We start from the raw sequence: 22,042 nt of genomic DNA, 5'->3' as shown, positions 1-22,042 counted from the left end.
AAGATGAACAACTCGCGATCATTGAGTCTTCAAAATGAAGCAAAAATGCTACACGATCATGTTTCGATTACTCAAGATGATCAGCTAGTACAGAAAAGCCACCTTGACGAGCCGCAAAAACGGTTTGAAAGTTGGAAGAATACCTAACAGCTCGAAAGCCCTGTTACATGTTTGGAAGGAGACCGCCCGAACGAAGAGAGGATACAGGCGACTGGAAAACATGTGGCAGGGCTTCCCCATGCACAACCGCTAAAGGACAACGTTTTTTTACTTCCCCAATTTGTTATACAGAGTGGCTCGCGATATGCCAAGTCTTTTCGCAGCGGCTTGCTTGTTGCCGTTTTCCAGCTCGATGGCGCGCAATATGACACGGCGCTCGTGTGCCTCGATTTCCTCTTGCAAGGAAAAGAGATCAGGCGGGAGCTCAATCGGTACCTGTTTCGTCTGACCTTGCAAGGAATACGGCAAATCTTCTTCTTTGATAATGCCGTCTGTCGCAAATACTACCAATCGTTCAATGGCATTTCGCAGCTCGCGAATGTTGCCTGGCCAGTCGTATTGAAGCAAGTTTTGCATCACATTTTGCGAGATGGCATGAATGGGTCGGTTGTAACGTAAAGAGAATTCATAGAGAAAAAAGTGGGCGAGCTCAATCGTATCTTCAATGCGTTCTCGAAGTGGAGGAATTTTTAGCGTCACGACATTGAGCCGATAGAACAAGTCTTGGCGAAACTTCCCTTCCTTCACTACCTCCTCCAAATTTTTATTCGTGGCGGCAACCACGCGGAAATCCGCCTCAATCTGCTTGGTCCCTCCGACCGAATAATACTTTTTCTCTTGAAGCACGCGAAGCAGCTTCACTTGCATATCGAGCGGCATTTCTCCTACCTCGTCGAGAAACAGCGTTCCTCCACGTGCCAGCTCAATCATTCCCTTTTTTCCTTTTTGATCCGCACCAGAAAAGGCACCTTTCTCGTATCCGAACAGCTCGCTTTCAAACAAAGTAGGCGAAATTGCGCCGCAGTTGATGGCGATAAAGGGCGCATTGGAGCCTTCCCGCACATCATGCACGGCTTTGGCGAAAAGCTCCTTGCCGACGCCGCTTTCCCCTGTGATCAAGACGGTTGCTTGTGTAGCACTGAGCTTTTGGATCATGGACTTGATATGGCGAATGGGGAGGCTCGTTCCCTTGATCTGTGCAAATGGATCGGGCGTCGGACTGAGCTTCGCCATTTCTTGCTGCAAGTGATTCACTTTTTTATTGGCGTTCAACAGCTCCTGGTTCAGTCGGACTTGGCTCGTGATGTCGGTTTCCGCCGCAACAGCACCGATGATTTTGTCATGCAAATAGATCGGATTGGTATTGATGAGCACGACGAGATCCTCACGTGGCTGATGCTGATGACGGTAGAGAGACTGTCCGCTTTGCAGAGATTTGAGTGTTTCGAGCATTTCGAGCGGGAAAAATTCGGTGATCGGGCGACCAATCGTTTCTTTTGCTTTCAAGGAAAAGATTCGTTCAGCGCCTTCTGTCCAAACCATCACACGCGCTTTTTCATCGATGACCGATATGGAGGCATCCATGGTTTTGATCATCGTCTCGAAATACGCTTCCAAGATCTCGTACGAGGAAAAAATGGCTTGCATGACTGCACCTCGATGAAGGTAGCCGACAGGGACTCCAGGCTGTTTTTCGATCAGGAGGTAGTTGTGAGTAGCTAGCAGACGGATGGCATCGGCTAATGTTGAATCCAGTATCGTCACAGCAGTTGGTTCCCAAGGGGCTTGTGTGCAATCGATCGTCAAATGGGCGGTGAAATGAGAGGAATCGGCGACATACCAGTTGGTTTGACGCTGGGCAAATACAGGAATGGTTTCGTCCAACTGAGGAGGGAGAAGCTCTTGATCGTTGAAAATCCGCATGTTTGTCTGTATCAACTCGGTTAAGGCAGGAAGTTTGTGATTCAACGTGATCATCCCTTTTAAAAGAGGTCGTTCAAGTGTATAAAATTTTGAACATTTTCTCATTTATTATACATTCGCTCTTTTCGTTGTCAAAGAATTTAGACGAAATGTTTTGAGAATCTCGCTTGGAACGATTGGCATGGCTTTTGCAAAAACAAAAAAGAAGTAAGAGAGTAGCAGAATACGCATTTGAGGAGAATCAGCATGACAGTACAAACCCATGCGCAGATTGCGGTAATCGGCGGTGGCATCATCGGCGCGGCGATTGCGTATTACGCTGCGAAGGCTGGATTGGATGTCGTTGTCCTGGAAAAAAGCGAGCTGGCATCGGGGACGTCCTCGCGCTGTGACGGAAATATTTTGGCGATCGACAAGGACCCCGGCTTTGACAGTCAGATGTCCCTGAAAAGCCAGATGCTCGTTGATCAGCTAAGCCGGGAGCTGGGCCATACGTTTGAATATCGGGCACCGGGGAGCATTCTCGTCTGCGAATCTGAGGCTGAGATGGAAGCCGCTCATGAATGGGTGCGACGGCAAAAAGAAGCAGGATTGCCGTTTCGGATGCTGGATAGGGCGGATATTCGGCAGGAGTCGCCTTACTTTGCAGACGACTTGCTGGGAGGCTTGGAGTGCGCCACCGATTCCACCGTCAATCCGTACATGCTGACCTTTGCCCTGTTTGAAGAAGCGAAAAAGCATGGAGCGAGGATTATGCGGCGTACAGAGGTTAAGTCGCTCAGACGTGATCAGGCGACGGGAACGTTTCACATCGGGCTTGGTACAGGCAGCATGACAGCCAAGCAGGTCGTCAACGCAGCGGGGGTGTGGGCGCCAGTCATTGGCCAAATGGTCGGGGTTGACATTCCGATTGTTCCGCGCAAAGGGCATTTGATCGTCGCCTCGAGACAGATGCCTGTCGGCGTACGAAAGGTGATGGAGTTCGGCTATCTCATCTCGAAGTTTGGCGGCGTGCGACAAGTAGACGAGGAGACAGAGAAGTACGGAGTCGCGCTCGTTTTTGAACCGACAGAAAGCCAGAACTTCTTGATTGGCTCCAGTCGTCAGTTTGTGGGCTTCGACACGCGGATTGATCTGAATGTAATCAGATGCATGGCGAGAAGAGCACTGCGCTTTTACCCGAAGATCGCAGACTTCGCCATCATCCGCACCTATTGCGGTTTGCGCCCGTGGACAGAGGATCACTTGCCAATTATTTCTCGCGTAGAGGAAGTACCCGGTTACTTTATCGCGGCTGGTCATGAAGGAGATGGAATCAGTCTGGCTGCCGTCACAGGCAAGCTGGTGTCCGAGATGCTGATCGATCAGACAGACACAATCATTCCGACAGAGCCGCTGCGCTTGGACCGGTTTACGAAAAAAGGAGTGTTGCATCCATGAAAGCAACGAGGGTGTTTACCACCATTGACACACATACCGGGGGAAACCCTACCCGCACGGTAATCAGTGGTCTGCCAAAGCTTACCGGAACCACGATGGGAGAAAAAATGCTCCAGATGAAGGACGAGTACGACTGGATTCGCACGTTTTTGATGTATGAGCCGCGCGGGCATGATGTGATGTCCGGGGCCTTGATCGTTGATCCATGCCATCCAGATGCGGATGTAGGAGTGATCTATATCGAGACAGGCGGATACTTGCCGATGTGTGGCCACGATACGATCGGTCTATGTACCGCTCTGGTAGAGACAGGCATGATCCCCGTGACGGAGCCGCTGACAAGGCTAACGCTCGATACCCCAGCAGGATTGGTCGAGGTAGATATACGGGTAGAGGGAGGGAAAGCAAAGGAAGTATCATTTGTGAACATTCCAGCCTTCCTCTATCAAAAAGATGTGACTGTTGAAGTAGAAGGAATTGGAGCGGTGACCTGCGATATTGCGTACGGTGGAAACTTTTATGCCATCACCGATGCACGCAAGCTCCATCTCGAACTGACGCCAGCCCATGCATCCACCATTGTCGATACGGCCGTTACGATTCGAAAAGCGATTAATCAGGCGATGGAGATCGTTCATCCAGCGAAGCCGTTTATTCGCGGACTGACCCATGTGGAGTTCTATACGGCTCCAGACAATCCGGGAGCGGATGTGAAAAATACCGTCGTCGTACCGCCGGGCGGAATAGACCGATCGCCATGTGGAACAGGCACTTCCGCCAAGCTGGCGACTTTGTTTGCCAAAGGGGAGATCGGGATAGACGAACCGTTTGTGCACGAGAGTATCGTCGGTTCTCTGTTTACAGGAAGAGTGCTACAGGTGACGGAGGAAGGGGGGCTACCTGCTGTCATCACCCGAATTGCAGGCTCGGCCTGGCTGATGGGCAAACATACGATTTTTTACAATCCGGAAGACGAGCTGGCGAATGGTTTTTTGCTCATCCCAGCCGCCACTGATCATTAAAACAAAACCCAAATGGGAGAGGAGAATGAAAATGGCAAGATTTGAAGGAGTGTACGTGGCGATTGTCACGCCGTTTACAAACGATTATGAGGTGGATTACAAACGTTTGGCGGAATTGTGTGACTGGTTGATTCAGGAGGGAGTAGACGGACTGGTTCCGTCGGGTTCGCTGGGGGAATACGCGACAATGACAGGAGAGGAGCGGGCAAAAGTCATTCATACCGTGATCGCTGCCGCAAAAGGTAGAGTTCCGGTAGTCGTAGGATCTGCTGCACCGTCTACCCGCCAAGCAGTGGAATGGGTGCAATTCTCCAAGGATGCGGGAGCAGCAGGCGTGATGGCCTTGCCTCCGATTAACTACAAGCCATTGGAAAATGAAGTGTTTGCTCACTACGAGGCACTGAACACTGTCGGGCTTCCGATTATTGCCTATAACAATCCTCACGACTACAAAATCGACCTGACACCGGACATTTTGGGAAGACTGGCGAAGTTCGAAAATATCGTCGCTGTGAAAGAATTCTCCGGCGACGTGCGCCGCATGCAGGACATTCTCGCCCAGACGGATCTGGAAGTTATGGTCGGTGTAGATGATCTCGTCATGGAGGGCGGCTTGATTGGGGCGACAGGTTGGATTTCGGGTGTGCCGAATGCGCTGCCGAAAGAAGGTGTGGAGCTGTTCCGTCTTGCACGGGCAGGCAAGCTCGGCGAAGCACAAGCGCTTTATCGTCGTTTGTTGCCGCTGTTCCACTATGATGCGAGTCCACAATTGGTACAGTCGATCAAATACATGATGGAGCTGGCGAATTTCCCGGTGGGACCGACTCGTCCGCCACGTCTGCCGCTGTCTGAAGAATATTATGCAGGCATTAAAAAGGCGTTTGACTACGCAGTCGGCGCTGCAAGTGGACGATAAGGGAGGTGGGCAGGATGCACAGCAAAAACTGGATTGGCGGCGAATGGATGACGCCGTCAGGGAAGGAACTAACGGTCAAAAACCCGTCGCGTATCACAGAAGAAGTCGGCGTTCTGCATCTGTCTGATCGGTCACATGTTTTTGCCGCTGAACAGGCAGCTCGTGCGGCACAGATCGGTTGGGCAAAACAAACGGGGGCGGCTCGTGGCGAAATCCTTTTTCAAATGGCTGCCACATTAGAAGCAAATGCAGATAGCTTGGCACAGCTGGCAAGCCGGGAAATGGGCAAGCAGCTTGGCGAGATGCGCGGAGAAGTGGCGCGCGGGGTCAGTCTGTTGCGCTATTATGCTGGAGAGGGGATGCGTTCCAACGGCAACCTGATTCCTTCTTCAGATACGAATGTTCTGCAATACAGCCGTCGTGTCCCACTCGGAGTCGTGGCGGTCATCACACCATGGAACTTTCCTGTTGCGATCCCCATCTGGAAAATCGCCCCTGCACTCATTTGCGGGAACACAGTCATCTGGAAGCCAGCGGAAAATGGCTCGCTCACGGCGACACGACTGGCTGAAATATTTGCGGAAACGAAGCTGCCTGCGGGTGTGCTGAATCTGGTGATTGGCAAGGGCCGAGAGATCGGAAATACACTCACGAATGAAGCCGAAGTCGATGCAGTCAGCTTTACTGGCTCATCGGAAACAGGCAGACAGATTGCTATCGCATGCGCGGGTCGCAATATGAAATATCAAACCGAAATGGGCGGAAAAAATGCGGCAGTCATTTTGGCTGATGCTGATCTGGATAAAACTGTTCCGATTTTGCTCAGTGGCGCGTTTCGATCGGCTGGTCAAAAATGTACGGCAACTAGCAGGATCATTGTAGAGAAGGCGATCTATCAGCCACTGGTCGAGCGATTGAAATCAGCTATGGAGACATGCCGGGTAGGAGATGCCAGTGATCTGGAAGCGTATTTGGGTCCTGTTGCCTCGGCTGCACAGTTTGAGACGGTTGGGCAATACATCGCCTTGGCGAATGAGGAAGCGTCAGTCATTGCCCAAAGCCCCTCATATGCAAAAGAGGAGCAAGGCTATTACATCCGTCCCCAAATTGTCGAGGGTGTCGCTGCCGATCATCGCCTCGTTCAGGAGGAAGTGTTCGGACCATTGGCTGTGCTTTTGACAGCAGACGGTTTTGACGAGGCGGTGCAGCTGTGCAACCAGTCCGTGTACGGACTGAGCGCTTCGCTGTTCACCCGAGATTTGGCGAGTGCCCACCGCTTCTTGGATGTGGCGCAGGCGGGGATGGTTCGGGTCAATCAGGAGACGGCAGGTGTAGAATACCAGGCTCCATTTGGCGGCATGAAGCTGTCCAGCTCACATACACGGGAGCAGGGTCAGGCGGCGCTTGATTTCTACAGTACAACGAAAACATGCGCGATCAAATACGCGTGGTGATCCATCAAATAATTGCCAATCGCATAAAAAGGTGAGGATGTCATGCACATCAATCAGTTGTTTACGACGATCGAGGCCCATACCGGAGGGGAGCCGCTGCGCATCATAACAGGCGGCATCCCACCGCTCGCGGGCAAGACGATTCTGGAGAAGCGACGATACTTTCGGGAGGAGCTGGACCATATCCGGCGCGTACTCATGTATGAACCGCGCGGGCATCATGGTATGTACGGGTGTGTCATAACAGAGCCCGTCAGCCCGGATGCGACATTTGGAGTGCTGTTCATGCATAACGAGGGCTACAGTACAATGTGCGGGCATGGAATCATTGCGGTAGTGACGGCCGCCATTGAGACTGGAATACTTCGGCGAAAAGATTCAACAGAGCGTATTGTGATTGACAGTCCGGCAGGAAGAATCATTGCACACGCCACTGTGAAAGAATCGCTGGTTCATTCCGTCTCGTTTGAAAATGTCCCCTCCTTTGTTTTGGCACAGGACGTTTCTATTGAGTGGGGAGGACGTACTTTTTCTGTGGACATTTCTTTTGGCGGAGCATTCTATGCAGTAGTACAAGCGGATGATCTCGGGGTTCAGGTGGATATTGAACAATTGGCAGAGCTGCAAGAGTGGGGCAGACGAATCAAGGAACAAATCGAGGCGAAAATGGAGGTCGTTCATCCGTTGGAGCCTGAGCTCAAAGGAATTTACGGGGTGATTATCTCGGATAAGCCGAGAGTGGAAGGATCAGACCTGCGCAACGTGACGATTTTCGCCGACAAGCAGATCGATCGCTCCCCATGCGGTACAGGTACTGCGGCTCGCGTAGCCACCTTGCATGCACGAGGCAAGCTGGCTCTTGGAGAATCGTTTGTCCATGAAGGAATTGTCGGAAGCCAGTTTATCGGCAAGGTGGTAGCAACCACGCAGGTGGGGAGTTATCCGGCCGTCATCCCGAGCATAGAAGGAAAGGCGTTTATCACAGGTCTGCATCAATTTGTCGTTGACCCTACCGACCCACTGAAAGACGGATTTTTACTGCGATAGGATCGTTTGCGAGAAAAAAGAGGTTGCCGATCACGGGCAGCCTCTTTTTCATCCCTCAAAAAGCCTGGTCACAATACTGCCACGCATTGGGACATCAGCATTTTTTCCCTTCTTCTGGTATAATGGACAAGATTGAATTTAGGAGTAAAGGGGTTGAATTTTTTGCCGTACAAAGCGTTAATTGAAGCGCATGTGGGTAGCTGGGAAGTCGCATTCGTGCTCTTGATCGTTGCCTACATCCTGTATCGCGTGGGCAAAGCAAAAGCAGGCAAGATCGTACATATGCTGCTCAGACTCATGATGGTCATCATTCTTGTATCGGGAGCTTGGATGCTTTTCGTGGGTCACGCAACAGATTTCTATTACTACGTGAAGGGCATCATCGCGGTTATCGCCTTTGGTTTGATGGAAATGTCCCTGGGCAAAGCAAAGAGACAAGAAGGCAGCATCGGCTTCTTTATCGGCTGTATTGTCGTTTTGGTGCTGGTTATTCTGCTTGGCTATCGCGTATTTATGTAAGATAGGCAATACGGGAAGGAAGAGGGTTTCCTCGCAAGAAATATCTGCGGGCGAAAGCCCTTTTTTTGTTTGGACGGGCACGGACAAGGCAATTAGCAAAGGGAGGGCCGGGACCATATCACTCTATGTACATATGTTAGAGGGGAGAGGTGAGGAAGAAAAATGGCCTATCCTTCTGACAGTCAATTCATCCCTTTTATGCTCGGGGGAAGTCCATTCGGAGACGTCCCGAACGATGAAAGTCCCGGCTCTACTGACATGGTAGGAAACTCTACGTTTCCCGTTGCCTTTTTGGCGTACGATGGAACGTATCTCTACTTTCGGATGCGAGTCAATGAAGATCCAAGAAATTCGCAAAAAACAGGCTTTCAAAACTTTGCCTGGGGTTATCTGATCAATACAAACGGAGTGGCTGGCACCTATCAGTGGATGCTGGGCGTGCAAGGCTTGCGCAATCGCATTGCCTTGATTCAAAACACGGTTGTTGAGTTTAACTCATGGAATGACCCGGCAGAGGGCACAAACGGGAGTGGAGCACCCAACTGGCAAGCCCCGATTATCAATTTTGACACGGCTCGTGTGCGGCTGACGAATGACGGCTCTAATTTTAGCGGCACTCCTGATTACTTCATTGATCTCGTCATGCCGGCTGCTACTTTCTTTTCAACGATTGGTGTTACCTCTCTTACTTCCCTTCGTTTCCTCCCGTTTACTTCCGCGAATGAAAATAACTACAACAAGGACTCTCTGCGAATCAGTGAAGGCTATACTTTTGAAAATTCCCAGAGTAACAACACCACGGTATCTGCGGGAGATGTACGGGCAAAACTTGCGATCGCCAAGCAGGTAACAGCAGGACCAGCCGTGGTTACCACAGGACAACTATCGCAATGGACAGGTTCGATCACTGTCACCAATACCGGGAAGAGCCAGGCAACGACAGTCGTCGTCAACGATTTGATCGAGCTGGATCAAGTAACGGCCTTTACGGTAAACGCAACAAGTATTGGCGCTGTCATCTACAATCCCCTCACGAAGGTGCTCAGCTGGACGATTGGCAATTTGGCCGCTGGATCTACTGCCAGCTTGTCGTTCACGGTCAGTGGGGTTTTCGCTGTCTCTCCAGGTGGAACACGGCAATTAAACACAGCGACAGTCACTGGTGTAGACAGCTTTTCTGGCGGAACACTTTCTCCTGTTCAGGATAATATTGTCATCACGGTTAACTTGGCTGGAAGTATTGCTGGCGTGGTGCTTGACCAGTCCACGAACTTTCCAGTAGCAGGTGCGCAGGTTCAGCTATATGATTCGATTCCCGTACTAATCGGAACGACGACAACAGACACAGATGGTGCCTATTCGTTTACTGGATTGGCTCCTGGTTTGTATTCCGTGTCGGTGACCGCACCGACTTATGACCCCAAAATCCAATTCGTGAGCGTTTTGGCAGGGCAAACCACAAGAGCAGACATTTTGCTTCCCCCGAGTCCGGGTCAGGTGAACGGGACAATAACAGATACCGGATTGACACCCATCTCAGGGGCAGTGGTAAAGCTCATTAATACGACAGGCGTTACCGTAAATCAGTCAGTAAGTGGGGGAGGGGGGACCTATCAGTTTACCAATGTTGTGCCGGGTGCCTATACCCTTGCAGTCAGTGCGGATACATTCCAGCCAGCAACCGTTGCAATCAATGTCATTCGAGCCCAGTCGACTACCCAAAATGTAGCGCTCCAAACATCCGTTGCCCAGCTCTCCGGACTGGTAACAGGTCCTGGCGGCATACCGATTGCCGGGGCATTGGTGGAAGTGCTGAACCAGACAGGTATTACGTTGACGGAAACGACCACAGATGGAGCTGGCACGTATCTGCTGACCAAGCTCGCAGAAGGTGTTTATCAAATCCGTGTCAGTGCCGCGGGCTTTTCCACACAATTAGCTGGAATCAGTCTGCAAGCGGGCGATGCCAAGGTTCTTAATTTTTCTTTGACGACTGCATTTGGAACGGTAAGTGGAACCATTTCCGATGTGCAAACGGGTGAGGGAATTCCGAATGCGAGCATCAAGGTGGTAACTCGTTCAGGAGTTGCTGTAGGAGAGACATTAACCGACGCGAATGGAGACTACGCTTTATCCTTGCTAGGTCCCCAAACCTATATCCTTACGGTTGCTGCAGAGGGGTATGCGGGCCAAACAGTTGGGATAGAGATCAATGTTGGAGCTACTACACCGGTTGACCTCCAATTGGAAAAACTGGCAGGGGTACTGAATGGAACTGTCTCGGACACAGGGAGTAATCCGCTGGGCAATGCCACTGTCATTGTTATGAAGGGAATTGTTCCTGTGGCGCAGACCATTACCGATAGCGCTGGTACCTTTTCCTTTCCGCACTTGGCCCCAGGCACGTATACCGTAACCGCTTCTGCTTTTGGTTATTCGACTGTTGTGTTGGGGGCAACTGTACAGCCTCAGGAAATATCGTCCCTTGCCTTCGTCCTGCAAGCTTCTCCGGGATCAATCGCAGGACAGGTAGTCGACAGCGGCAATCAGCCGATTCAGGGGGCCACTGTCATTATTAGGGAAAATACGGCAGCAGGTGCTGTTGTCGCTACTGTATTGACTGATGGGAACGGACAGTATGTGGTACCTAATCTGCTACCGCAGGCTTACGTCCTCATCGTATCTGCTCCGAATCAAACGACAGTGATCACAGGGGCAATTGTCGCCTCATTGACGACAACAACGGTGAATGTACAGCTGGCAGACTTGCCGGGAAGCATTTCAGGTTCGATTTTTGATGCTACATCGGGTCTGCCGATTACAGGTGCTTCGATAGAAGTTAGTGTGTTGAACCAAGCGGGGGCAATCGTCGCCCATGCCAGCAGCGATCTTTCTGGCGGTTACGAGATCACAGGGCTTGCACCGGGCGTTTACACCATTACCGCCCGTGCTGCCAATTATGAAACGAACAGTGCTTCCGCCACTGTACTAGCGAATACGAATACGACTGTCAACTTATCATTGTTTGCGAGTCCGGGTGAGGTCCAAGGGCAGGTGCTCGCTGCAGGGACGTTACAGCCGATTGCCGGTGCCCAAGTAAATGCACTCGATTTCAATGGCTCCATCGTGCATTCGGTATACAGCGATAGTCAAGGAAGCTTTGTTATTACGGGGTTGGCTCAAGGTCAATACGTCATCCGTGCATCAGCGGATGGCTTTCAGTCCAATCATGTCGGAGCCATTGTGCACGCGAATACCACCACTCCTGTCCAGCTCCAGCTCAATCAGGATATCGGTTTTATTAATGGTACAGTAGCACCTGTCGTACCGGGAGCCACCATTCAATTGTTTGATATCAACAACCTGTTGGTCGGTACTGTCGTCGCAGATGGGAATGGGGCATTTTCATTTTCAGGGGTCGCACCAGGCTCTTATATCCTTATAGCTACGGCCCCAGGCTACGCTGTTCAATCTGTTGGGGCGATTGTACAGCCTGGGCAGACGGTTAGCGTTTCATTTACGCTTACCCCGAATCCGGCCAGTATATCTGGAACTGTGCAAGACACGGGGATGCAGCCGATTGTCAATGCCGTTGTCCGTATGCTGGATTTGAATGAGACGACAATAGGCTTTGGCTATACGGATTCAAACGGAGCCTATACAATTGGCAACCTGCCTACCGGATCATTTGTCGTGGTGGCAAGTGCCCCTGAATATGTTACAGGCTCGGTTGGTGTTACACTTGGACCCGGTGAAAATAAGACCGGAGTAGACTTCACTCTTGAGGCAAATGCAGGCGGGATTAGTGGACAGGTGACGGACGCGACGAATCCCGCGGTATTCATTGCAGGCGCCGTTGTACTGATTCGTTCCATAAGTAACGGAAATGTAGTGGCTACAGCAAGTACCGACCAGACGGGCAGCTATTTCATTCAACATCTGCTGCCTGGTGCTTATACCGTCACGGTAAGTGCGCCTAGCTATGCTGATCAATCAGTAGGGGCCAATGTAGTCAGTGGAGAAACGACGGGGGCTAGTGTGGCGCTCTTGCCAATGCCTGGGTCCATTGTGGGAAGCGTCATAAACAGCTTGGGGGCACCTGTAACGGGTAGCGAAATCAACGTCAAGCTGTTGGACAGCAATCAAGCCGTCAAACAGAGCCTGCTCGCGAATGAATCGGGTGTATTTTTCATTGGGAGTGTCGCTCCCGGCGTTTACACCGTGATCGCGTCAGCGCCTGGCTATGCCGTAGGAAGTATCGGCGTGATCGTGACGGCCAATACTGCAACTTCAACGACCGTCACATTACCTGACTTGCCTGCGGCTATCTCGGGTGTGGTGACGAATCAGATGTCGGGATTCGGGATTCCGGGAAGCACCGTACTCATTACGGATGGCCAAGGAGTTGTGCTTGCTCAATTATTGACAGACGATCAAGGCAATTTTTTGGCAGAAAAGCTTCCGCCGGGTGTCGTAAATGTAACTGTTTCTGCGCCGAATTTTGTATCCGTTTCGCAGGCGGTTATTTTGCAAGGGGGCATTACCACCAACTATCAGCAGGCATTAGTTCCCAATCCCGGCAGTTTATCCGGTGTTGTGACTGATCTGGAGACGGGCTTGCCGATCATTGGCGCAACAGTTATCGTCTACGACAGTACTCGTGCCGCTGTGGGCTCCGTACTGACAGATGCAAATGGTAACTTTTCGCTTGATAGGCTGGCTCCTGGAGGATACACCGTCAATGTCAATGCAACTGGATATGCAAGTGATGTAGCTGGCGCACTGATACAATCAGGGGTGGTGTCTGTATTAAGCTTTGCGTTAAACGAGTTGCCCGGTGGGATAGCTGGTACAGTGCGAGAGGAAGGTTCGGCCTCGCCGATTGCCGGTGCGGTCATTACTGTACGACAAGGAAGTCCGTCTGGAACGATACTGGCTATTGTCCTGACGAATGCGCAGGGTCAGTATATGGTGAGTGGACTGTCTCCTGGGAGCTATACACTGATCGCAAGTGCTACGGGATTCGCTGCTGAGGCTTCAACAGCTATGGTCGGATTGGGGGCGACTACCGGCCTTGATTTTTCTTTGCAGAATCTGCCTGCGAATGTCACAGGCGAAATTAGTGACGCCCTTCTCAGCACACCTTTGCCGAATACACTTGTCCGCTTGCTAGGCAACAATAACACGATTCTCTTTTCTACCCAGACAGACGCTCAAGGGATATACTTCATTGATGGATTTGTGGCTGGTAATTACACGATTTTGGCAAGGAACGAAAGCTATCAGAGGGAGAGTGTCTCCTTTGATGTAGCTCCCGGGGGAACAGCTACAGTCAATATCCCACTGGACCCGAATCCTGGTATTTTGCAGGGCACTGTCAGGGATGCACTTGATGGTACGCCGCTGGTAGGAGCGGAAGTATTGATCTTTTTCCCTGGTACAAACAACTTGTTATCTCGTACCGTTACGGACGGGCTCGGCCAGTTTAGAATCGACGGCTTGGCTCCGTTAACCTATACACTTGCGATAAGCGCTCAAAACTACACCACCCAGCCTGTTGGTGCGACGATCTTTTCCGGGCAGACGACTACGATTGATGTGGGGCTTCCCCCCTTCCCAGCTACTGTAACAGGTCAGGTACAGGCTGCTGGCGGAGGCGTTGTTCCAAAAGCATTGGTACAGGTGAAGGATTCACATGGAACATTGTTCGGAAGTGCAATTACGGATGACTCGGGCAATTTCTCTGTTGGTAACCTTCCGCCTGGGACCTATTTGATTAGCGCAAGTGAAGATAGCTACGCAACAGCAACACAAAGCATAACAGTGCCGACTGGACAGACAATAAGCGGAGTCATTCTCACGATGTCTCCTCTTCCAGGCAACATCATGGGACAGGTGACCAATCAGTTGACGGGACTCCCGATCACGGGAGCGGCTGTTAACGTGCAACTGTTTGCCAATGGCCAATTTATTGCCAACACCGTAACAAATCAGAGCGGGCAATTCCAGGTGAATGGCTTGACAGCCGGAGTTTACAATGTCATAGCAAGTGCAGATGGCTTCGGTACACATTACGGCACAGTTACGGTCGCAGGCGGGCAGACGACCGTAACGACAGTCGAGCTATTGCCATTCGTTGGAACGATATCCGGGATTGTCCTCTTGCCAGACGGAAGTCAAGCCAGCGGAAACAATATTCAATTGTCGTTATTTCATTCAAGCCAGATTCGCCTGCAAAATATCCTAGCTGAGCCGGATGGCACATTCCATTTTGTCAATGTGGCGCCGGGGACGTATACCGTTATCGGGACCATCCCAGGCATTGGTACCGGTCAGGCAGAAGCAGTCGTTTTGCCGAACCAAACAACCTTTATCATCATCCGCCTTTCTCAAACGGGTACGATACAAGGAACGGTTCGATCTGGTTTAACAGGCTTGCCAGTTGCTGGAGCGACCGTATATGTGCAAACGGTAAATCAACCAAACAGAACGACTGTGGTCGTCCAAACAGACAGCTTCGGGAGGTACAAGGTGACTGGTCTTGCTCCTGGCACCTACTTGGTTGTAGCTAATGCGTTGGGGAGTGGAGAAGCGAGAGGGACAGCGACGCTAGGTGCAGGGGAAATCGTGACGCTCGACCTAGTTCTGGTTCCAGCAGCTATGAGTGGATCTTTTCGAGTCGCAACATGTCCGACCATCTTGTTTCCCCCATTTTGATGTTCTGGAGAATCGCTCCACTAAAAAATAAAAATATGGCGGATAACTCCTTTTTTGATATAATGGCTGTAGAAATACAGCTATTTTGTTTTGGGGAAAAACAACAAGGGGGAGCGAGCCATATGGTGAAACAGCAGGAGGAGCTGGCCCATCCATTGACAGCTACCATCACGAAGACAAATACGCTTTTGCATATTCAGAGTCTCCTTCCCTCCTTTACGAAATCGGAGCAAAAGGTTGCCCATATCGTCTTACAGCAGACAGACAGCGTGATTTATTCATCGGTGATTGACCTTGCCGAAAAGGCAGGAGTGGGCGAGACGACCGTTTTGCGATTTTGCAGGAAAATAGGCTTCCATGGCTATCAGGAGTTCAAGCTGGCATTGGCACAGGAATTAGTCAATCCAGTCAAAAACTTGCATGGCGAAGTAGGAGAAGACGATTCTCTGGACATCATCACGCACAAAGTAACCGCAGCCAATCAACAGGCGATCGGGGATACCTCGGCCCTGTTTCAGATCGAACAACTGGAGCGTTGTGTAGACCTTTTGCAAAAAGCAAACACGATCCATTTTTACGGGGTAGGTACGTCAGCGGTAACAGCCCAGGATGCCAAGTACACATTCTTGCGGATCGGGCTTCGCGTGGACGCTTTTAATGAATCGCATCTGCAAGCGATGGCTGCGGCCACTCTGGGACCGGGGGATGTTGCGATCGGTTTGTCTGTATCAGGCAGTACGAAAGACACGATCGATTCATTGAAAGTCGCCAAGCAGGCAGGCGCAACTTGTATTTGCCTGACGCACTATCGACGCTCACCGATTACGAACGTAGCGGACATTACGCTATTGACCGCTGCGCAAGAAGGTCCATTGCAGGGAGGCTCTCTCGCAGCCAAAATTGCGCAGCTGCATGTACTGGATGTCATTAGTACGACAATCACGATGCGCAACAAGGAAAAGGCCCTTTTATATAAAGAAAGAACAGCGAAGGCTGTCCTGGAGAGAAAATATTAAGTGGTTTACCTTATATGGAATAGGAGTGGTTGGAAATGAAGCTCGTGATCGTGAAAGATTACGCGGAGCTCAGCAGAAAAGCTGCTGAAATGCTCGTGAGCGAAGTAAAAGCAAATCCGAAAACCGTCTTTGGTCTTGCAACCGGAGGCACGCCAGTAGGGATGTACCGTGAGCTCATCAAGCTGTCGCAAGCACAGAGCATTGATTTTTCGCAAGCGAGCAGCTTTAATCTGGATGAATACGTCGGAATTTCCTCGACTCATCCGCAAAGCTATCGCTCGTATATGCAAGAAAACTTGTTCAATCACATCAACATTCCTGCGGAGAATACACATGTGCCAGTTGGGAATACGCCAGATCATTTGGCAGAGTGTGCACGCTATGAGGAAGCAATTCGTTTGGCAGGTGGGATCGACATCCAGGTGCTGGGGATCGGCAATAACGGCCATATTGGCTTCAACGAGCCTGGCTCCCCTGCCGATTCATTGACACGCGTCGTCCAACTCACTGACAGCACTATCGAAGCAAATGCCCGCTATTTTGATAGTGTGGATCAGGTGCCGACTCAGGCCGTTTCTATGGGAATCAAGACGATTCTTGGCGCTAAAAAAGTCGTACTTCTCGCAAGTGGAGAGGCAAAGGCAGAGGCAGTGCGATTAATGCTAGAAGAAGAGCCTACGGCAGATGTCCCAGCCTCCTTATTGCAATTGCATAGAGATGTAACCGTTATTGTAGATCAGGAAGCAGCGAGCAAGCTGACCACCTCCGTACTGGCAGGAACCAAACCAAGCGGCAGCTAATGCACCGCTTGGTTTTCATTTTGCTTGTTCACCAATCTGTTCCGAATACGCACTTGTTCCTTATGCTATACTGGGAATGTTGCAAGAAGGTCACCAGATTTTTCAAAGGAGCTGATTTTAATGAGCGCAAACGAAGCGTTGCTTACATTAGAAGGTTGGTATACGTATCATAATTTCCGCACCATCAATTGGGAAAAGTGGAAAGCAGCGTCCGCAGCAGAACGCCAAGAAGCGTTGGACGAGCTGAATACATTGATCCGCACATGGGAAGCGAATGAGGGCGAGAACCAAGGAAGCACGGCTGTGTACTCCATCCTCGGACACAAAGCAGACCTCGTGTTCATGTTCCTGCGTCCAACTATGCAAGAACTCGATGAGATCAAAACAGCGTTCAATAAAACCCGCTTTGCTGCTTATACAGAAGCTCCTTATTCGTATGTATCCGTAGTAGAGCTGAGCAACTATGTACATAACCCAGGCGAAGATCCAAAAGCGAACCCGCATGTGCGCGACCGCCTCTATCCGATCCTGCCAAAATGGGAGCACATTTGCTTCTATCCAATGAACAAAAAACGTGATCTGCAAGACAACTGGTACATGCTCTCCATGCAGGAGCGCCAAGAAATGATGCGCTCCCACGGCTTGATCGGTCGCTCCTACGCTGGCCGCGTGAAGCAAATCATCGGTGGCTCCGTTGGTTTCGACGATTGGGAGTGGGGTGTTACCCTGTTTGCCAACGATCCGCTGGAATTCAAGCATATCGTCTACGAAATGCGCTTTGACGAAGTGAGTGCGCGCTTCGGTGAATTCGGCAACTTCCTTGTAGGAAACGTATTGAACGTAGAAACACTGGCGAAAAAGCTGGAAGTATAATCAACATGCCCAAAAATCCGCTGTGCGAGATCGTCGCATTGGCGGATTTTTTTATTGGGCCTATTGTTGATCGTGATAAACGGCGTACTGGCAGGCGATAATGAACTTATGAAAATGCTTGAACAGCCACTCCTCACCGCATAAATACCCGCGCCGACATTCCTGCAAAAATTTATGAAACCTTGTCTTTGGTTCGCGGACACTTTTTGTTAAAGTAAACAGGAAAGCATTTTTGACAGCGGAGGGGAACAAGACTGGGCTTTCTCAAGTTTAAAATTGGTTATCGTACGTTAAAAACAGCCATTGGAACGGCTATCTCGATTCTGATCGCCCAGCAGCTAGGCTTGATGTTTGCTTCTTCAGCGGGGATCATTACGATCTTGTGTATTCAGGTAACAGTCAAGCAATCGTTTCAGACAGCGTGGAATCGGATTCTGGCCAGTTTATTGGGTCTGGGAATCGGTGTCTGCCTGTTTTCCCTTATGGGCTATACGCCGATTGCCATTCTCCTTTTCATTTTGCTTTTCTTGCCGCTCGCGGTACGTTTTGGCATTCAGGAAGGCTTCGTCAACAGCATGGTTGTGCTTATGCATCTGTATTCTTCAAAGAGAATCGACGGGATGCTATTGCTAAATGAGGTCGCTTTGCTCGTCATCGGTGTGGGTGTAGCCCTACTGGTCAATCTGTACATGCCGAGCCTGGATAAAGAGCTAAAAGGGATGCAAGTAAAGGTGGAGAAGCTGTTCAGCAAAATCTTGCGGGAGTTCTGCTACTACTTGCGTCACGGGGAAAGTGAGTGGGACGGGAAAGAATTGATCGAAACAAATGGTGTATTGGAAACGGCGATTCGTTTGGCTTCACGAGATGTTGGCAATCGATTGGGCCGTCGTAACGATTCGTACTACGAGTATTTTGTGATGCGGCAAAAGCAGTTCGAGCTACTGGAACGCATGATGCCGATCGTCTCTTCCTTGGACAATCAGGTGGCGGAGAGCCATCGGATCGCAGATTTTCTTGAGCGAATCAGCGACTCGGTACATCCGGGCAATACCGCCTACCGCTTTATCGACCAACTGCGCGTGATGCAAGAGGAGATCAAGGCAGCAGATTTGCCGCGAACGCGAGAGGAATTTGAGACGCGTGCCTCGCTGTTCTACCTCCTTCGGGAAATTGAGAGCTATTTGTTCATCAAGCATGAGCTAGGCAAGAACAGGGACGAAAAGGCACAGGTGGCAAAGAGTTAGACAGAACAGTACGTAACAATGAAAGAGTTGTAGAATACAGAAGGAAGGCTGCGAATACTTTTCGCAGTCTTTTTTTGTTTTTCGGTAAAAACCCTGTGAACTTTTCATTAAAACCAAAAAATTACACAGTTGTCCTAGTACGTTTTTGAACTTACTTGTATACCGTGTACAAGCGGCGAAAAAAAATCAAAAGAGTAGGATCAAGGAGATGAGAGTGACCAGATGAAAATAATTGTGAATGAAAAAGAGTTGAAAGAGTATTTTCAAGGGCTGCGACGTCTCGTTTGGGGAAAAGACCAAAGAGACGAAGAAGTCGAAAATGAGAAGGAAGAAGCAGTTCGTTGTTCGCTTCGCAAAGAGCTGTATGCAGAAGAATTCGCCGCGTTTCTGCAAGAAAACCACAGTGATTTGCGACAAGATTCTTTTCGTAAAGTGCTGCTGCGCTATTTGCATGAAACCGTCGAGCTGGGAACAGATGCAGGAAGTGTCACAGGGGTCCTGAACGAGGTTGGCCGGGACTATGCTGAAATCATAGAGTCAAGCGGTACACGTGTGCTGATTCGTTTCACGCAAATTAATTATGTTCATGAGGTGTAAGGAGGAGAAGACAAATGAACTATGTTCAGAAATTGAGAACGTTTATAGGCGATAGTGTACAAGTCATAACCGGATTGGACGTGACTACCGGTGAGTTGCTCGGCGTGACCAATTCGACATTAACCGTGCTTGCAGCAAGTGAGCCCGGCTATGGCGGTGGCCAAACAGTGGTATTTCAACTCGATCGCATCACGTATGTGCGCGTTCTCTAATGGCAGAGCAGCAAGGGAGAAGGGGCCAAGTGCCCCTATCCATTCTAATTCCTGCCGTGCATGGGACAGCTCATTTGCCAAAGCTGATTGCGGTATGTAAACAGCTTGCACCTCTGGAGATCATCGTGATTTCGAAAAGGGCACTGGAACATGAAGCAGGTGTGCGCGTCGTTCTTGCAGAGGCAGTCGAGAATCTATTCTCATGGCGGAGAGAGGCTGCCAAGCATGCAAAAGGGAGTGTCCTGCTTTTTCTCGGCGAAGAACAAATCGAAACGCTGTCTGGATTGCAGCGCTTCTTGTTCCCGATTTTATATGGCAATGCACAGGTCGTTTTGCCCCAGCATGATCTGCGACACAGGAGGATGACAAAACCAAGGCCCATCCACAGTTTTTCCCTGCTGGTAAATAACCTCTTCGGTCGCGCTGATCTGCGCGAAGCTTCCTTGCTTGACACACCTCACGCAATAACCAGAGAGGCACTTTCCAAAATCGGAGTGGAACAGTTGGCACAGCCTGCCGAAGCGCACAAGCGGGCGGTCATGAGCGGGCTGTCCATTACCGCGCAAACCATGGGAACAGGGACGGAAGAACGGATGTTTTTGCCACAGCTTCACGGTTCGTTGCTCAAAGAGCTCTCTTTGTATGAAAAGCTGGTGATTGCCGAACAGCTTGATCTCGTCTCGCGTCTTCCTTTTCGCGGCGGACTGTCCGATGGAGGTCGGCGAAGAGATGTAGCAGAGAATGTGGGCGGTAAAAACTGGGGTATGCCTGTGATGCAGGTAGGCAAATGGCCCTTGCGACGAACAACTCTTTACGGTGGGAAGACGGTATCGGTGATCATTCCAGCCCTAAACGAGGCAGCGACGATCCAGCAAGTGATCCGTGAAGTTCTTCGGCTGGAGCCTGTTGAAATTATCGTGGTCGTCAATGGCTCGATTGATCAAACGGCACAGCTTGCCCGTGAATGCGGCGCGACGACCGTAGAGTTCCCTTATGCATTGGGTGTAGATACAGGACGGGCAATTGGAGCAAGTCTGTCGAAAGGCGACATCCTGTTGTTTGTCGATGCGGATACGATTATAACCGCCTATGATCTGTATCCATTTGTTCTCGCATGCGAGTGCGGCGTGGATGTGGCCCTAAATGACGTTTCTGTATTTCTGAATCAACCTTGCGTAGACAATGTCTTTGTGGCTTGTCGCCAAGCTCTCAACTTGGCTTTAAATCGTAAGGATTTGGGGATCGGGTCTATGGTGACCGTCCCCTTTGCCTTACGAAGGGAAGCGGTTGCTCCGCTCGGGTGGCCCATACTGCTCTGCCCGCCAAAAGCCCAAGCAGCATACGCACAAGCAGGTGTAAAGATGGAATTGGTTCATCAGGTGAACAGCTTCACCTCCAACCGACTCCGGCCAGAAAAACACTTCGCCAGCTCTGGAATGCCCCCTGCCGTCGAACAGATTGCGGGTGACCACGTGGAAGCTTTGCAGTTTCTGGCAAATGAGCGGTGACGTGATGCGATTTGAAAACAAGAAGACTGGAAGGAGGAAATGAAAGTGGCAAGAGAGAGAATAGAAGGTCTGGTAAGTGTTGTCATTACCAATTTCAATAGGGCTGCTTATATACGTGAATGCTTGGACAGCATCCTCCAGCAAACCTATGAGAATTGGGAGATTGTCCTGATCGATGATGCATCGACAGATCATTCCGTAGAAGTGGCCAGAGAATGGCTGGAAGAGAGTAAAAGTTTTTTTCCAAGAGAGAATCAGGTGCTGATTCATGAGCTCCCTCGCAATATTGGCTTTTCGGGTGCCATCAACGTCGGGCATTACCTGAGCAGAGGCGAGTTCATCGCGATTCAGGACTCGGATGATTTCTCCCATATCCTGCGTCTTTCGCGGCAGGTTGAATACTTGAAAAATCATCCCCAGGTCGATTTGGTCGGTACGAATTACTACGCGTTTTCGTCCGATCAGCCGGAAAATAAGCAGCTTGCTGGATGGATCAAGTACGGCGATGACATTCGCAAAGTATACGGAAACGGGGGACACTGCGTCTGTCACGGAACCTGCATGTTTCGAGGGCGATTGTTTGACCAGATTGGTGGCCCGACACGCCGGATTGAGGGTGCAGAAGACTACGAATTTATCGCCAAAGCTTTGAATGCGAGAGCAGGCGTGAACAATATAGCAGAAGCATTGTATTATTACCGCACCCACGCTGAGCAGCGTTCGGCCCACTATTATCGGAAGAAGGGAGGGTAAA

Annotated in this window: 16 protein-coding genes; 15 read left to right on the top strand and 1 reads right to left on the bottom strand. The window is 50.4% G+C overall.

Annotated features, from left to right (window positions below):
* Window positions 1–267 precede the first annotated feature (267 nt).
* Entirely contained in the window at window positions 268–1,923 is a 1,656-nt protein-coding gene (locus FO446_RS22315) for a sigma-54 interaction domain-containing protein (protein ID WP_370648073.1), read from the bottom strand.
* Window positions 1,924–2,169: 246 nt separating this feature from the next.
* Here FO446_RS22315 and FO446_RS22310 point away from each other — a divergent pair, with 246 nt between their 5' ends.
* From FO446_RS22310 to FO446_RS22240, 15 genes are all read left to right on the top strand, one after another.
* Complete coding sequence (locus tag FO446_RS22310; protein ID WP_237899094.1) at window positions 2,170–3,363, top strand: NAD(P)/FAD-dependent oxidoreductase; 1,194 nt, start codon at window positions 2,170–2,172, stop codon at window positions 3,361–3,363.
* Window positions 3,360–4,385, top strand: coding sequence for a 4-hydroxyproline epimerase (locus FO446_RS22305; RefSeq protein ID WP_173612050.1), 1,026 nt, complete (start codon window positions 3,360–3,362; stop codon window positions 4,383–4,385). Before FO446_RS22310 ends, FO446_RS22305 begins: the two co-directional genes overlap by 4 nt.
* Window positions 4,386–4,416: 31 nt before the next feature.
* Window positions 4,417–5,301 (top strand): dihydrodipicolinate synthase family protein, encoded by an 885-nt coding sequence (locus tag FO446_RS22300; RefSeq protein WP_173612049.1) that lies wholly within the window; start codon window positions 4,417–4,419, stop codon window positions 5,299–5,301.
* Window positions 5,302–5,315: 14 nt separating this feature from the next.
* The gene (locus FO446_RS22295; RefSeq protein ID WP_237899092.1) at window positions 5,316–6,755 is read left to right on the top strand and encodes an aldehyde dehydrogenase family protein; all 1,440 of its coding nucleotides are present in this window, start codon (window positions 5,316–5,318) and stop codon (window positions 6,753–6,755) included.
* A gap of 42 nt (window positions 6,756–6,797) precedes the next feature.
* Window positions 6,798–7,802, top strand: coding sequence for a proline racemase family protein (locus tag FO446_RS22290; protein ID WP_237899089.1), 1,005 nt, complete (start codon window positions 6,798–6,800; stop codon window positions 7,800–7,802).
* Window positions 7,803–7,955: 153 nt separating this feature from the next.
* Window positions 7,956–8,321, top strand: a complete 366-nt coding sequence (locus FO446_RS22285) for a YisL family protein (RefSeq protein ID WP_007715853.1) — start codon at window positions 7,956–7,958, stop codon at window positions 8,319–8,321.
* Between the two features lie 162 nt (window positions 8,322–8,483).
* Window positions 8,484–15,038 (top strand): carboxypeptidase regulatory-like domain-containing protein, encoded by a 6,555-nt coding sequence (locus FO446_RS22280; RefSeq protein ID WP_237899086.1) that lies wholly within the window; start codon window positions 8,484–8,486, stop codon window positions 15,036–15,038.
* Between the two features lie 122 nt (window positions 15,039–15,160).
* A complete protein-coding gene (locus tag FO446_RS22275) occupies window positions 15,161–16,054 on the top strand; it encodes a MurR/RpiR family transcriptional regulator (protein WP_221866713.1) in 894 nt (297 codons plus the stop codon).
* A 35-nt stretch (window positions 16,055–16,089) separates the two neighbouring features.
* Entirely contained in the window at window positions 16,090–16,854 is a 765-nt protein-coding gene (gene nagB / locus FO446_RS22270) for a glucosamine-6-phosphate deaminase (protein WP_221866712.1), read from the top strand.
* Between the two features lie 120 nt (window positions 16,855–16,974).
* Complete coding sequence (hemQ, locus tag FO446_RS22265) at window positions 16,975–17,727, top strand: hydrogen peroxide-dependent heme synthase (protein ID WP_017252188.1); 753 nt, start codon at window positions 16,975–16,977, stop codon at window positions 17,725–17,727.
* A gap of 254 nt (window positions 17,728–17,981) precedes the next feature.
* Complete coding sequence (locus tag FO446_RS22260; RefSeq protein ID WP_173612071.1) at window positions 17,982–18,971, top strand: aromatic acid exporter family protein; 990 nt, start codon at window positions 17,982–17,984, stop codon at window positions 18,969–18,971.
* 222 nt (window positions 18,972–19,193) lie between these two features.
* Window positions 19,194–19,568, top strand: a complete 375-nt coding sequence (locus FO446_RS22255) for a DUF2642 domain-containing protein (protein WP_221866711.1) — start codon at window positions 19,194–19,196, stop codon at window positions 19,566–19,568.
* A gap of 14 nt (window positions 19,569–19,582) precedes the next feature.
* The gene (locus tag FO446_RS22250; RefSeq protein WP_173612041.1) at window positions 19,583–19,780 is read left to right on the top strand and encodes a hypothetical protein; all 198 of its coding nucleotides are present in this window, start codon (window positions 19,583–19,585) and stop codon (window positions 19,778–19,780) included.
* Between the two features lie 29 nt (window positions 19,781–19,809).
* A complete protein-coding gene (locus FO446_RS22245) occupies window positions 19,810–21,288 on the top strand; it encodes a glycosyltransferase family 2 protein (RefSeq protein ID WP_237899084.1) in 1,479 nt (492 codons plus the stop codon).
* Window positions 21,289–21,333: 45 nt separating this feature from the next.
* Window positions 21,334–22,041 (top strand): glycosyltransferase family 2 protein, encoded by a 708-nt coding sequence (locus FO446_RS22240; protein ID WP_173612040.1) that lies wholly within the window; start codon window positions 21,334–21,336, stop codon window positions 22,039–22,041.
* Window position 22,042: the final 1 nt, after the last annotated feature.

This window comes from Brevibacillus brevis, assembly GCF_022026395.1.
Taxonomy (GTDB): Bacteria; Bacillota; Bacilli; order Brevibacillales; family Brevibacillaceae; genus Brevibacillus.
This window is presented reverse-complemented; position numbering and strand designations above follow the sequence as displayed.

Bases quoted from the DNA above. Each gene is read 5' to 3' on its own strand.
- FO446_RS22305 (WP_173612050.1), top strand. From the start codon at position 3,360: ATGAAAGCAACGAGGGTGTTTACCACCATTGACACACATACCGGGGGA.
- nagB (WP_221866712.1), top strand. From the start codon at position 16,090: ATGAAGCTCGTGATCGTGAAAGATTACGCGGAGCTCAGCAGAAAAGCT.
- FO446_RS22255 (WP_221866711.1), top strand. From the start codon at position 19,194: ATGAAAATAATTGTGAATGAAAAAGAGTTGAAAGAGTATTTTCAAGGG.
- FO446_RS22310 (WP_237899094.1), top strand. From the start codon at position 2,170: ATGACAGTACAAACCCATGCGCAGATTGCGGTAATCGGCGGTGGCATC.
- FO446_RS22275 (WP_221866713.1), top strand. From the start codon at position 15,161: ATGGTGAAACAGCAGGAGGAGCTGGCCCATCCATTGACAGCTACCATC.
- FO446_RS22280 (WP_237899086.1), top strand. From the start codon at position 8,484: ATGGCCTATCCTTCTGACAGTCAATTCATCCCTTTTATGCTCGGGGGA.
- FO446_RS22290 (WP_237899089.1), top strand. From the start codon at position 6,798: ATGCACATCAATCAGTTGTTTACGACGATCGAGGCCCATACCGGAGGG.
- hemQ (WP_017252188.1), top strand. From the start codon at position 16,975: ATGAGCGCAAACGAAGCGTTGCTTACATTAGAAGGTTGGTATACGTAT.
- FO446_RS22250 (WP_173612041.1), top strand. From the start codon at position 19,583: ATGAACTATGTTCAGAAATTGAGAACGTTTATAGGCGATAGTGTACAA.
- FO446_RS22300 (WP_173612049.1), top strand. From the start codon at position 4,417: ATGGCAAGATTTGAAGGAGTGTACGTGGCGATTGTCACGCCGTTTACA.
- FO446_RS22295 (WP_237899092.1), top strand. From the start codon at position 5,316: ATGCACAGCAAAAACTGGATTGGCGGCGAATGGATGACGCCGTCAGGG.
- FO446_RS22315 (WP_370648073.1), bottom strand. From the start codon at position 1,923: ATGCGGATTTTCAACGATCAAGAGCTTCTCCCTCCTCAGTTGGACGAA.